This window comes from Polyangium spumosum (assembly GCF_009649845.1).
GTDB lineage: Bacteria > Myxococcota_A > Polyangia > Polyangiales > Polyangiaceae > Polyangium > Polyangium spumosum.
The window spans coordinates 1-13,056 of sequence record NZ_WJIE01000041.1; the positions used below are offsets into that span (position 1 = coordinate 1).

Sequence of the window (13,056 nt, forward strand, 5' to 3'; positions counted from 1 at the left end):
ATCCCACAGCCACGCCTGCCCCGTGAGCACGCTCTTCGCTTCGCCGATGCCCGCGAGCTTGTCGATCTCGGCGCCATCGTACCGGACCCGGAGCCCCGCTTCCTGCATCGTAATCGACTGGATCAGGAACTCCGTCTCACTGTACGTGACCTTCGACGGACGCTGGAGATTCGTCCAGTTCGTCGTCACCGTGGCGCTGTTGCCGAGGAGCGTGAACGATTCCCCCACCGCCACATTGAAGAGCGGATATTCCCCCTTCGGGATGTGGAGCCATGCGGCTTTCTCGTTGCCCAGGCACTTGCATCGAATCTCGGCAACGGAGTAGAAATGGCCCTCCTGGCGCATGACGAACTGCGAACCGCGGGACGCCCACTTGTTGAAGAGTTGCCGCGCGCCATTGTTCGGCGGCACGAAGGTCGGGGGCAGCTTCGGGCGCGGCTTTGCCTTCTGCGGTAGCACCTTCCGCGCCTTCTTCACCCCGATGCGCTGCCCGCGGGCGCGGGAACGCCGCTGGAGCTGCCGCAGCTCCTCGAGCGAGACCTGCTTTTTCCCGCGCTTGCGCAGGGCCCGGATGTCGCCCGTGTCTTCCTCCTCGGCCTCGAGCTCGAGGGCCGCGGTGTCGTCGTCGTCGTTGTCCTCGTCGTCGGGGCCGGCCGTCTCGTCGTCGTCGAGCTCCTCGAAGGGCGAAGCGGTCTCGCCCTCCTCGTCGGATTCTCGCAAGATATCAAGTGCCGTTCTGGGGTCGTTCATCGTCTTTTCTCCTCTCTGGTCAAACTGCAATTTGCGCACGGTTGACAGGCATGCGCCGCGAGATGTTGGGCAATCGAACGAAGCGGCCATCGGGCGTCTGGAGCCAGAAGCCCGACTGCGGTCCAGGGGGCAGCATGCCGACCGGTGCAGCCGTATCGCCGCCATTGAAAACCGCCTGCTGCCCGGCGGGAGCCTGTTGCTGCGCGGCCTGCGCCTTCTGCTGCGCCATGTACGCCAGCGCGAACATGGCCCCGCCCACTGCGATCACCGCGTTCGCGTGCGCATTGCGCCGCTTCCGCAGCATGTACCCGATCGCGACGAGCGCGACCGGCATGAGCCACCAGTGGTCCTTGACCTCCTTGCTGTTCCGGATATCCTCCAGATTCGCAAGAAGAGCGACCACCGCACCGGCGCCCGCGGTGTAGAGGAACCCGGTCCCCACGTCGCGAGCCCAATGCCTACCGTTGCGCCGGCGAACCCTGGCGCGGGGGACCGCTACGAGGGAGCGGTCCACTGGAACTCTCGTTTCTGCCATGCGTCACGATCTCCTTTCGTCATGCTGTTTGATGAGGAAGAAGGCTGCGAATACGAGTAAGGCCATGGGAAGAAAGCTCGTCGTCGCCTTGACGAGCTCCGTTGCACCCTGGAAGGGCGACGGGAGGGGCCGGTGGCGGAGCGTGGCGAGGCGCCGCTGCACGTCTTCGAGCGCGCGCAGCATCGAGCGCTCCGTTTCGTCGAATGGCAGTTCGCGTCCGGCGATACGCTCGCGTTCGACGTGGAGTGAGAGGATCTCCATCGCCCTTGCCTGCGCGGCGAGAAGGCGTTTGGTGGTCTCGTCGTCGAAGTTGATCGCGTGGATCGCCTGCACGGCGATGCCGCCCAGGTACGCCGCTGCGATGGCGACGACGGTGACGAGCAAAATGGTCACGGCGTGGATCACGCCTGTCTCGATCGATCCTTGCGTCGGGTCGCCCTCGTTGGTGACGATGTCGGATCCGGGGCGAATGTTCTCCGGTGCGAGGAGGACGAGGGTTCGAGCAATCGCCGAGCCCGCGGCATTTCGCTCCGGCGTGCTGTAGAGGTGCGGCCCGAGCTGCCCCAGGGGCACCTGCCGCCAGGACAATGGCGCGATGCGGAGGGACATCACGACAAACGCCCGGAACTGGCGCGCACGCTTTTTCTTGTCGAGCGCCATCCAAGTCCCGCGCTTTGCCGTTTCGAGAGCCGCAGCGCTCACGCTGGCCAGGTCGCGGTCCTGGTGCATCCACCGGAAGAGGCCGGACGAATGGGGAAGAGGGGCCGGCGTCGGAGCAGGAGAAGGCTTCGGCTGTTGCTGCCGTTGCCACCACTTCCACCACCAGAAAGGCAAGTAATCAGGCATGACGACGCGGCCCCCTATTCGGTCACGAGAATGCGAGCCCGGCGCCGATGGCGGCGATCACGGGCAGCAGACCTCCGCTGCTGCCGCTCGTGGGCGTCGAGCCCGTCGAGCCGCCGGAGCTGCCGGGCCAGTTCCCCGAGCCGCCCTGCTGCTGGGCGACGATTTCCCCCTCTGCGATGAGGATTCGCAAGGCGTCGGCACGCGCGCGGAGGGTTTTGGCGGTGCGGGGATGTCCGTTTGCTTCATAGGTATCCGCCAACTGGTCGAGCGTGTCGGGGTGAATCGCAACGCTGTCCAATACAATGTAAATCTCTTCCCTCTCGGCTGCGGTCAGGTTGTCGTCGAACCGGGGATCCGTCGGTTGTTGGTTCGTCGTCGAGGTATTGCCCGAGTTGCCGCTCGAGGTCGTGCCACCCGAGGGCTGCTGCGACGTCGTGCTCATCCCCGGAATCGACGGCGGCCACGGCAAATCCTGCGGGTACCACGCAGGCCGTTCCGCCGGCAAACCAGGCAACGACGAGCTCGTGCTCGTCGACGTGCCGCCGGAGTTCGTTGAGTTGCCGCTCGGGGTCGTGCTCGTCGACGTGCCGCCCGAGGGCTGCTGCGACGCCGTGTTCAGCCCCGGAATCGGCGGCGGCCACGGCAAATCCTGCGGATACCAGGTAGGTCGCTCCGCCGGCAAACCAGGCAACGAGGAGCTCGTGCTCGTCGACGTGCCGCCGGAGTTCGTCGCGTTACCGCTCGGGGTTGTGCTCGTCGACGTGCCGCCCGAGGGCTGCTGCGACGTCGTGTTCAGCCCCGGAATCGGCGGCGGCCACGGCAAATCCTGCGGATACCAGGCAGGTCGCTCCGCCGGCAAACCAGGCAACGAGGAGTTCGTGCTCGTCGACGTGCCGCCGGAGCTCGTCGAGTTGCCGCTCGGGGTCGTGCTCGTCGACGTGCCGCCCGAGGGCTGCTGCGACGTCGTGTTCATCCCCGGAATTGGCGGCGGCCACGGCAAATCCTGCGGGTACCAGGCAGGCCGTTGGGTGGGCTGGCCCTGCGAGCTCGTAGTGGTACCACCCGACGTCGTGCTCGTGTTCGTCGTGGTGTTGCCCGACGGCTGCTGCTGCTGGGTTGAGGTCTGCCCCTGGGGAACCGTCTCGAACCACGGGACAGGCGCATTCGACGCGTTGTTCTCCTCGATCAGCGCATTATAGGTGGCCTGATCGAGCTCACCCGTCGTCGGCAGCGGCCTCGTCGGCTGCTTCTTGTTCCACCATGTCTGGAACGAGGCGAGGGCCTGCGTCGTCCTCGGCGTGAATCCACTGACGAGGTCCATCGGATTCCTTCCGAAATCCGAAGGGTTGCAGTCGCCAGGGTTCCGCAATGCCCAGCTCGCAAGAAGCGCCTGCGTATGCGGAACGACGGCAGGATCGAGCGTCGTCGTCTTTCCCGGAGCGGGCACGCCCGGGGTGGATGGCTGCACGGGGGCGCCGTTGATCGCGATCGCGAGCGGGTGATCCGGCCATTCGTTCGGGATGCCGATCTCCTCGCCCGCGAACAGCGAAACCCAGTTGCCGCTCCCCGACTGCGTCGGCTTGTGGGGGTTCGCGGCCTTGAGCTCCGACCACCACTTCGACCGTGCCGGGAATGCGCCGAGCTTGGTCGCGATCTTCTGCGGCCAGTCATCCTTGACCACCACGTACTTGCGGGCCGTGATGAGGTTCGCGCCCGTGTCACCGGCATAATGCAGCCACCCGGGCGGGATGTTCCACACCGGATCGGACTCCGGTTTCCCGGGATTCGCGGCGAGGAGTTCTTGCGTCCGCTCGGTCTGCCCCGTGAGCTTCTTCGTGATCCCGTGCGGCGTCTCGCCGGGGAGCGCGTGGTACGTACCCCTCGTCGGATCGACGCCCGAGACCTCGCGCGCTCCCCCGCCAGCCGTGAGCGTGCGCAGGAGCCGCGGATCGTGCATGCGGAGCAGCGGCACCGCGCGGATCATCGCCTCGAGCTGCGCCGCGCTCATCGGCGAGGCCGAGACGTGCTGCAATGGTCGCGGTCTCGCATCGGGCGATGCGGTGTCGTCGTAAGGCGCTTCAGGCTCGTTCAGTTGCGGTGAGGCCATCAAAGCCGGCAAATTGAGCCGGGGACGCTTCGGCGGCGGCTCCGGCAATGCATCCAGCTCCGCTTCGGAGGCCATGATTTGCGACAAGAGCATCCCCGCGTCGCGTTTGCGCTTGTACTCCGCAGGGCGATACACGCGGAGTCGCGCCTCCTGCACGTACATCGGATCTCCGGTTCGCTTCGTCATCTGCTCGGCGTCGACGAGGATCTTCCGCTCGCGCTTCGTGATCTTGCGCTGCGGCTTTCCGGTACGCGGCTTCTTCTTCGGTTTCTTCTTCGCCACCTGCGAGCGGACGAGGCTCTCCACCGCGCCGCCGGCCATCTTTCCGATATTGGCGCCGATCGACGCGCCGGCCCCGCCCGCGAGCGTGCCGAGGCCCGCACCGGCGATTGCGCCGAGACTCTCGCCGATGCCCCCGCCGGGCTTGGCGCCGCCGCCACCCCCCAGGATCGACGAAAGCAACTGCCCCCCGCCGCTGATGAGCGTGTCGAAGAAGCCACTCGTATCGTCGTCGAACGGCGTCGCGGTTTCCTCTTCGGGCGCGCCGCTGGTCTCCTCGTCGGTCTCGTAGGACAAAGTGATAGCGTTAGGCATACCGAAATGCCTCCTCTCCCTGCTTCGGTTGTGTTTCGTGCGATGGCTCTACGAGGCCATCGGACGCTCGATCGTGCGCGGGCAAAGGCTCCAGCGGCACTTGGTTACTTCAATGTTCTTCGGCCGGACGATGGCCGTAGCGTCCACGTCGTATTCGTTCCCCATGGGGCCGGCGAACTGGCCCGCCTTGTTGAAGTGCGAGACGACGAGCACCGTGGGGCGCATCGTCGCCACGGTTTCGAGAAGCGTCGTTTGCTCGACGTAGCTCCTTGCCCAGCGTTGGAGCGAGTCCACGACGATCACGGCGGCGTCGGGCGGCACGGCCTGGAGAGCGTCGCGCCAGCCGACCTTGCTGCCGCTCCCGCTGCGCCTGCTCACGAGGCGAATGTGTCTGGACGACGAACCGGTGCGCGGAAAAAGCTCCTGCACGAGGTTCCGGTTCTGCTCCGCATCGAGCCAGTACCCGAGGCCGTCGAGCTTCGCGGCGATCTGCGCGGCGAGCTCGGCGCAGAGGGTCGACTTCCCTGCCCCCGGAGCCCCGCCCACGAGGACCTTCAAGCCGAGCACCACTCCTCCGAGCGCGCGCGAAAGGAGCGCGGGGAAATGCGTCGGTCGCAAAGGCGTGCTACGCTCCTCGAGCGATTCCACGACGATGCCTGGCGGGACCTCGTGCGGGATGAGCTCCCACACGGTCGCACCGCATTCGCAGTATCCACCGCAAAGCAAGGGCCGTCGCCGTAGACAGACGGCGCATCGAAGGGGCGGTTTCGGCATGGCATCACCAGTAGTTCGTTCTCGCGAGCCAGGCGGGCGGGATACGCCCGATCGTCGAGTTCAGGATCGTTGGGTCCGCGGGTTGCCATCGCCCATTCACGAAGACCTCCGCGAGGATATGCGGAAAGTCCTGCTCAGGACGGACTGGCTTCTCGCGGGCCGGAATGCCGCATGCGCGGCAGAGGGCCACGAAGACACGCGTTTTCGCGTCGCAGTCGCCGAAGCCACGGAAAAGCGTCACGGCGGAATCTTCGAGGACTTCGCGCTTCGGGTCGCGCACGTAGTCGATCGCGTACTGGCAGAATTTCAGGATCGCCGCGGCGCGCTCGTGCATCGGCAATCGCCGGAAGACGGCTGCCCAGCGCTGCACCTCGGGAAGCAGGAGATCGCGCTTGCTGCCCTCGGCCATGTACCGCGCTTTCGCGAGGTTCGAAGGGAAGTGGACGATACGCGGCCGGATCATTTGACACCGCTCTTTACGGCCATGGACAGCGCCTCGCCGAAGACTGCGGGCGATCCGGTCGTGGCGAATTCCTCAAGTTTCGCAAAGAAGTCAGGATTGTTGTCGAGAAGTTGGATGCCCTGCATTGCGGCACTGGCGAGAGGATTGGCGGGGATCGAGGGATCCGGAGGCGCGGGAACGAGACCCGCGGCCGTGAGGTGCGGCGCGAGATTGGTCGGTTTGTGCGTCCGCGACTCGGGCCGCGCGCTCGCGGGCGGCGGAGGAGGAGGCGGCGGAGGAGGAGGAGGAACAGGCGGCGGAAGCGGCGCGTCCACGAAAGGAGGCTCCGGCGGCGGCGGGGGCGGCGGCGGGGGCCTCGGCGGCGGCGCGACGTTCAGCGGGCTGTCCGTGCACTGCACAGGCACCGCGGGCTGCACGCGCACGGGCGTCACGGGGTCGAGCTGCGGGAGCTCGACGGGCGCGGGGGCCGGCGCGGGCTGCATGGGCGCGGCCTGCGCGGGGGCCGGCGCGGGCGCGGCCTGCACGGGCGCGACCTGCGAGGAGGCCGGCGCGGGCGCGGCCTGCACGGGCGCAGCGGTCTGCCGCAAGACCATCCCCATCGGAGTCTGGATCATCTCCCAGCCCTCCCAAGAAACGGGCGCCGTCGGCCACGGATTCGGCGGGGGAGGCGGCGGCGGCGGCGGCGTATTCGCAGCGGTCGCGGTCTTTACGAGGGTGAGGAGCTTGGCGATCTCGCCGAACTCGTCTCCCCCGCCGCCATTGCCACCACCGAGGTTCTTCGCGATCTCGATCCCGCGCTCCATCCCTCGCTCGTACCCGGCCCCGCCGCTCGGCTTGCCGGCGTCGTTTCCGCGGAGCAGCGGCACGATCTCGCGCACGACTTCGAGCGTCGAGTTGGATTGCGGCTGCTGCTGGCGGTCGAGGAGCGGCACGATCATGTCGCGCACGACTTCCAGCGCCGGGTTGGATTGCGGCTGCTTCGACGTTTCGACGATCGAGCGCATGAGTGCGGCCTGCGTATTGGCGCTGGTTTCGAGGATGACCCGGAGCAGCGTGAGGAACTCCGCCCCCATCATCGGAGTCATCGGAGCCGGTGTCGGCGCGGGCGCAGGCGGGGGATAGTAGTAGGGTGGCGTCGCAGTCGGGTTGATGGGAGGCGCTGGTGCGGGCGTCGGTCGGGGCGCCTGCGGCTCCTGGACGAAGGGCTTCCGCGCCGGGCCGGCGAAGTAGAGCAACTCGGACTTGGCTGAATATCGATGCGTTTTTCCGCACATCGCATTGAGCTGATACCAGCACTCACCCCCGTACATGTCGACGATCTGCTGCCAGCTCCGCAGCTCGGATCCCTTCCACGCGGTCGGGCAGACCTCTCGCGTCTTGTCCGGAAGGATGCGGACGATCTGGATGAGATCGAATCTTCGCGGATCGGGCCCCACCTCGGTTTCCGGCCGAGGGAATAGGGGATGACCGCCGAGGTCGGCCGGCTCGTCTGGCAGCGCGGTGGGTTCGGCCTGGATCATGGCTTGGACCTCCTTTTCCCGCGGGGCTTTCGCGCCGGGCCCGAGAAGTAGAGGTTCTCAGACCGGGCCGTATATCGAAAGGTCTTGCCGCATAGCGCGGTGAGCTGATAGCAGCACTCGCCCCCGTACAGGTCGATGATCTGCTGCCAGCTTCGGAGCTCGGCGACAGGCGCGTTGCGCGGATCCGGCTCGACGGCGGACGACTGCCCGTCGAGCGCAGTGGGCTCTGCGTCGTTCATAATCCCCTTAGCCTGGAGGATGCCCGACTCTTCGAGTTGTTGCAACGACAAGGTTGTGCGTGGGCCCACGCGTGCGGTTTGTCCAATGCTTTGAGCACGAACGATGTGGTGCTTGGCTGCGCCAGATCAGCGCGTTTTGAAGAGGATCCGGTGTCCTCTCGTGGGGCACCGAAGACCCCCGCTCGGGGGAGGCGGCGCGGCATGTTTGGGTGGTCGTCGGCGAGGCTGCTCGCGTCGATCCAGCACTCAAGTGGCCATGTCAGGTTCTTTGTATTGAACCCATCGAACCCATCCGAGGGGGCATGCGCTCCAGACGGTGGGGCGGCTCGCCTCGCATCCCTCGGATTTGATGCTGGCGAGGGTTTTCCATTCTGGACCCTCGTGGACGAGGCGCTGTTCGTATTGAGGAACGCCCCCCTCGGAGACAGCCTGAAACCCGCACTTTCAGCGTCGCGGGGGATCGGCGAACGTGCGCGGAGCGAGTTCGCCCCGGAGCGTCGAACACGTACCCCCTCGCTCGTGTGTCGGGAGCGCGAGACAGTTCCGAGAAAATCCGCGGGATTTCCGAGGCTCGTCCGAGAAACGGCCCGAGCTTGAGCCGCGGCGGGGCCGAGAGGCCCGCTTCGGGGAGGGTCGCGTGAGGCTGCTCGAGCTCGGCGACGTCGAGCTGCGCGACGAGAGGCGCGACGAGCGGGGCACGAGGACGCCAATGGGGGCGTCGTCGTGTACGAAATCGCACGGTGGAGGTACGTTCGGTCGGGGGCGCCGCGCGCTCGAGCGGTCCGTTTTCCGAGCCGGAGAAGCGGATTTCGACGGCTCCCGAGATTTGGGCCTTCATTTCAAGGGGTCGGTCCCGAGGAGTTCCGAGAAATCAGCCGAGGATTTGCTCGGCGGCAGGGGGCGAGCGCGAGGGTTCGCGGCACTTGCGCGAAAGGGGCTCGGCGAGCATGCGAAATCTCGTTCGATTTCTCGGCGGTCCTCGGATCGCCACGCGGCGAAACAAGGGGGTGCGTTCAGGATCTCCTTTCAAACCTCGGGAATTCGATCGTCGACCGCAACGTGACGATTTTATTCGCGAAATGGCTTGAAAGTCGGCGCTGACATCCCGTACATTCCGGGGAGCCGACGCTGGGGGAGGGGTCGCTCGCCGAGAGCTCGAGCCCCCTTGCGCGCGTCGAGGAGGGTATCGGCATGTCTGCAAAGCAGAAGGAGGCCGAGCGCGGCGCGCCGTGGGTGTCGCTGGACCGGGCGGCGGCACATCTCGGGCTGAACGCGGCGCAGCTCCGCAAGACGCTCGAGCGCCGCGCCACGCGCGCGGCCGACGGCGGGACCGAGGCGATGGTCGACGGCGTGCGCGCGCGCAAGTTCGGGCGCCTGTGGCGCGTGAGGTTCTCGGATGCGTGGGGGGCGCCGTGAGCGTCTCGATTGGAATGAGGGAAGGACGGAAAGGAGGCTGGCCATGGCGTTGCGTAAGGTGATGCGGCGAGGGGAGCCGCGGTTGTTCATTGATATCCGGTTCCGGAAGAAGGACGGGTCGCGCGGGCGGCTGCGCAAGGACGCCCAGGTCCAGACGCTCGTGGCGGCGCGCGCGGAGGAGAAGCGATACCTCATCACCATTGCGCAGCACGGCGAGCCTTACGTGGCGGCGGGGGATGCGGCGGCGCCGGTGCCTTCGAGGAAGTCGTTCGCCGAGGTGGTGGACGAGTTCAAGGCGACGTTCATGATCACCGAGCTGAAGGTGACGTCGCGCAAGGGGTACGAGGGGGTGCTCGACGCGACGCTGGTTCCGAGATTCGGCGGGCGTGGGGTCGACGAGGTGGACGGCGTCGCGGCCGGGGAGCTCGACCTCGAGCTGTCGAAGCGCGAGCTGTCGCAGTCGACGCGGAACAATACGCAGATCGTGCTCCGGTCGGTGCTGAAGTTCGCGAAGGCGCGCGGGTACATCGCGCGTGTGCCGGAGGGGTTGCCGCGGCTCAAGCCGATCGGGCAGTGCATTCTGGAGATTCCGACCGACGAAGAGGTCGAGCGGATCCTCGCGGCGGCGAGCGCGGGGCAGCGGTTGGCGTTCGGGTTGATGGCGTATGCAGGGCTGCGGCCGAATGAGGTGCGGGGGTTACGGCGGCGGGATGTGCGGCTCCGGTGGGAGGGGGAGGCGGTCGCCGGCGGGTTCGTGAGCGTGCGGGAGGGGCGGTCGTTCGGGGAGACGCATACGCCGAAGACGGGGCAGCGGGAGGTGCCGGTGACGCCGGAGCTCGGGAGGTTGCTCGCGCCGGTGGAGACGGGGGCGCGGGAGGAGCTCGTGGCGATGACGGCGCGGGGGAAGCCGTGGGGGCAGTCGGGGTTGGTGCAGGCGTTCGAGAGGGTGAGGGATCGGGTGGGGCTGGAGGGGTGGTCGGTGTATTGCCTGCGTCATTATGCGATTACGTCGTGGTTACGGGCGGGGGTGCCGGTACATGTGGTGCAGAGGATGGCGGGGCATAAGAATTTGGCGACGACGCAGCGGTATGTGCATCATCTGAAGGAGGATTTGGAGGAGGCGGGGAGGAGGATGGCGACGAGGGGGCACAGCCTTCTCTGTTCGCGCTCCTGAGCAGCTCAACCGCTTGGTTGACGGTCGAGCGCAGCTTTCCGAAGGCATACGCCTTGCCAGAGGTGGTGGAAAGGTTCGTCCGAGCCGCCGCTGCAACGGCATATTCAACAGGGGACGGGACATTTCCCCTCAATCGAGGAGTCCATCATGAGTAAAACAGCCAGGGTTTCATCGGCAGCGATCTGGGTTCTCATGCTTGCGTCTTGCGTCACCGGTGTCACCGTCAACGACGACGTCGTCGACGAGAGTGAGCACACGGCGGCCGCCGAACTGGCGTTCGTGGCGGCGCCGTCCTCTGCCAAGGTTTGTGACGTGGTCATGGCGGGCGCAGATCCTGCAGGCGTCGCCGACTCGACGCAGGCGTTCAAAGACGCGATGACCTGCTCGACCCTGAACGGCAACATCCCCGTCTTCGTGCCCAGCGGTCAATACAAAATCACCCAGAAGCTTACCGTCCCTGTCGCCGTGTCGCTCGTCGGCACGCAGAGCGGAGGCGTCGGAGTGAACGGGCCGCCGAACTACGACTCCCTGCCGAGGCTCAACTTCCCCGCTGGAATGAACTCGGACGCGATCGTGCTGCAGGAACGGACGTCCATCAATGGCATACAACTCTACTTTTCGACACAGCAGGCGTCAGGCGCCGCGCTCCGCGTCACGGGCGTGGGCGTCGATATTCGAAACGTGAAGCTCACCTCGCCGTTTTATGGCATTCTCGGCGCCGACACGGACAACGTGGGGCGCATTCACGTCTCCAACGTGTTCATGGTGCAGCCGCGAATCGGCGTGCATCTAGGGCAAACGCTGGACGTGTCGCGGGTGGAGAATGTGCACGTCTGGAACAACGGCGGGATCGTATCCGGCTCCTACGGCTTCGTCTTCGCCAGGAACGATTACCTCAATGCATCGAATATCTCCGTGTTTCAGGCCGATGTCGGGGTCGAGTTTACCGACTCGACCAACGCGGCCACGCCAGGGGGCTCGATCGCGTCGATCTCGAACCTACAGGCTGACGCTTGCGTCACCGGGGTCAATGTGAGAGGCAACGCCCGTGTGTCGATGGGCGCGAGCACGGTGTTTGTGCATTACTATGGGATGGTCGCCTACGACTCGTCAACGGTCACCGTTTCCGGCACGCAGTTCCAAACGAACGGCGGTGCCACCATATGGATGCGGTCGGCGAACGCTTCAGCCACGATATCCGGTTGCTCGATCGATCGCACCAGCAAGGCTTCTCCATCAAACGCGGTGCTGGTCGACGCAGCCAAATACATAACCGTGACGGGAAACACGATGGCTGTGTACGGCCACGGGGTGATGTTCCACGCCGCCCCCACGCTTGGTGTTGTCAGTGGAAACGCAATTCACATCACCAACCCCTATGGTCGGGCGTGGTGGGGGACCTGGGGCACCGGGACAGTGATCTCCGGGAACGCCAGCAACCTGTTGCCATGACCCGGGAACCGGGGTGTCCCTTCCTCGGCCCGTCCGGATCCCCAGCAGGAGATGCAGGTCGATGTCATCGTGGAGCGGGGGCCGGTCGGCAACGAGGTGCGAACCGCATGGCGTACACGGCGTCAGGATGAGCGAGTCCGCAGGCGAGGAAGGTGTGTCGTTTCGTGATGCCGTCCGGCCTCCTTGGGCGACGCGCTCGGCAGGACCTTGAACACCCCCGGCTGATCCGGATCGTCCATGCGCGCCGTACGGGTCTCCAGCAGGAGATGCAGGTAGCCCTCGGCTCCGCCGGGCGGGGTGACCTCGAACCCGAGCGGCGTCCAGTGGTCGATGTCGCGCTGGGAGGCATACGGGAGGATGGCGACGGTGCAGCCTTGCGCCAGGGTGTCGCAGAGCCGGCGCACGAGGGCGAGGTCGATGTTGCGGCCCTCGTACGCGGGGTCGATGACGAGCTCGCTGATGTAGAGAGCGTCGTTGCCGCCGCCCTCCAGGTATTCGTCCTTGGGCCAGTCGTTCTCGAAGAAGATGTCGTGGAGCGCCTCGAGCTCGCCGCTGTCGGCGTCGAGCACGTCGAGGAGGGGGACGTTGAGGTCGAGGGCGCTGCTGATGTGGATGCGGGCGACGCGCGCGTGGCCGATGCGGGCGGGGTTGGGGGCGTCGTCGTGGGGGAGGATGTCGATGGAGAACCAGGTGACGAGGCCGGAGGAGGCGTTGGGCTCGCTGAGCGGGATGTCGGCGGAGACGTGCAGGCGCATGGGGACGGTTGGAAGGCTTGCACGGGTTTGTCGGCGGGGTCAAGGGGGTCCGGGGTAGATCACGGCGTGGTTGCGGTCGGGGGTGCCGGTGCATGCGGTGCAACGGATGGCGGGGCATGTGAAGCGGAACAACCCGCTGGACAGTGGTACATCCGTTCGTGTACTATCCAACCATGCGGGACGCCCAAAGCACATGCCCCTGGCGCTGAGGTTGGACGTGAGCGTCTTGGCGTCGTCATGAATCCAGTGGGTTTGGCGCACAAGCAAGTGCCATGCCGGAGACCAAACAAAAGTGACTGCTGAAGAGAAAACCCCTAGAGCGCCGAACAGTTCGAGCCCCACCTGAATTACGCGGCCTTCGCGAAGCCGCTGCGACGTAGGATCGCCTCCAGGTTCAGCACGACGGCGTGGCGCCGCAGGTCGAAGAGGTT

General features: G+C 66.2%; 10 protein-coding genes and 1 pseudogene. 3 read left to right on the plus strand and 8 right to left on the minus strand.

All coding sequences use genetic code 11. The features are described 5' to 3' along the window. From GF068_RS42865 to GF068_RS44050, 7 genes and pseudogenes are all read right to left on the minus strand, one after another. Positions 1–750, minus strand: a pseudogene (locus GF068_RS42865) (hypothetical protein); the annotation flags it as partial. A gap of 19 nt (positions 751–769) precedes the next feature. Further along, a complete protein-coding gene (locus tag GF068_RS42870; protein WP_153825366.1) occupies positions 770–1,192 on the minus strand; it encodes a hypothetical protein in 423 nt (140 codons plus the stop codon). Between the two features lie 96 nt (positions 1,193–1,288). Next, the gene (locus tag GF068_RS42875; protein WP_153825367.1) at positions 1,289–2,131 is read right to left on the minus strand and encodes a hypothetical protein; all 843 of its coding nucleotides are present in this window, start codon (positions 2,129–2,131) and stop codon (positions 1,289–1,291) included. Between the two features lie 22 nt (positions 2,132–2,153). Next, on the minus strand, positions 2,154–4,832 hold the full coding sequence (locus tag GF068_RS42880; RefSeq protein ID WP_153825368.1) for a hypothetical protein: 2,679 nt from the start codon (positions 4,830–4,832) through the stop codon (positions 2,154–2,156). 48 nt (positions 4,833–4,880) lie between these two features. Continuing rightward, the gene (locus GF068_RS42885) at positions 4,881–5,522 is read right to left on the minus strand and encodes a P-loop NTPase family protein (RefSeq protein WP_153825369.1); all 642 of its coding nucleotides are present in this window, start codon (positions 5,520–5,522) and stop codon (positions 4,881–4,883) included. 88 nt (positions 5,523–5,610) lie between these two features. Next, on the minus strand, positions 5,611–6,069 hold the full coding sequence (locus tag GF068_RS42890) for a transglutaminase-like domain-containing protein (protein WP_153825370.1): 459 nt from the start codon (positions 6,067–6,069) through the stop codon (positions 5,611–5,613). Next, complete coding sequence (locus GF068_RS44050) at positions 6,066–7,589, minus strand: hypothetical protein (protein ID WP_170320054.1); 1,524 nt, start codon at positions 7,587–7,589, stop codon at positions 6,066–6,068. Before GF068_RS44050 ends, GF068_RS42890 begins: the two co-directional genes overlap by 4 nt. Before the next feature lie 1,430 nt (positions 7,590–9,019). Between GF068_RS44050 and GF068_RS42900 the strand changes: the two genes are divergently transcribed. From GF068_RS42900 to GF068_RS42910, 3 genes are all read left to right on the plus strand, one after another. After that, positions 9,020–9,244, plus strand: coding sequence for a hypothetical protein (locus GF068_RS42900; protein WP_153825371.1), 225 nt, complete (start codon positions 9,020–9,022; stop codon positions 9,242–9,244). Between the two features lie 43 nt (positions 9,245–9,287). Beyond that, positions 9,288–10,418: a tyrosine-type recombinase/integrase gene (locus GF068_RS42905; RefSeq protein ID WP_170320055.1), complete on the plus strand. Its 1,131-nt coding sequence runs from the start codon at positions 9,288–9,290 to the stop codon at positions 10,416–10,418. 147 nt (positions 10,419–10,565) lie between these two features. Continuing rightward, on the plus strand, positions 10,566–11,870 hold the full coding sequence (locus GF068_RS42910) for a right-handed parallel beta-helix repeat-containing protein (RefSeq protein ID WP_153825373.1): 1,305 nt from the start codon (positions 10,566–10,568) through the stop codon (positions 11,868–11,870). Positions 11,871–11,992: 122 nt separating this feature from the next. Here the strand turns inward: GF068_RS42910 and GF068_RS42915 are convergent, their stop codons facing one another. Beyond that, positions 11,993–12,625 carry a hypothetical protein gene (locus GF068_RS42915; RefSeq protein WP_153825374.1) on the minus strand — a complete coding sequence of 211 codons (633 nt, stop codon included), beginning with the start codon at positions 12,623–12,625 and terminating at the stop codon, positions 11,993–11,995. Between the last annotated feature and the right edge of the window lie 431 nt (positions 12,626–13,056).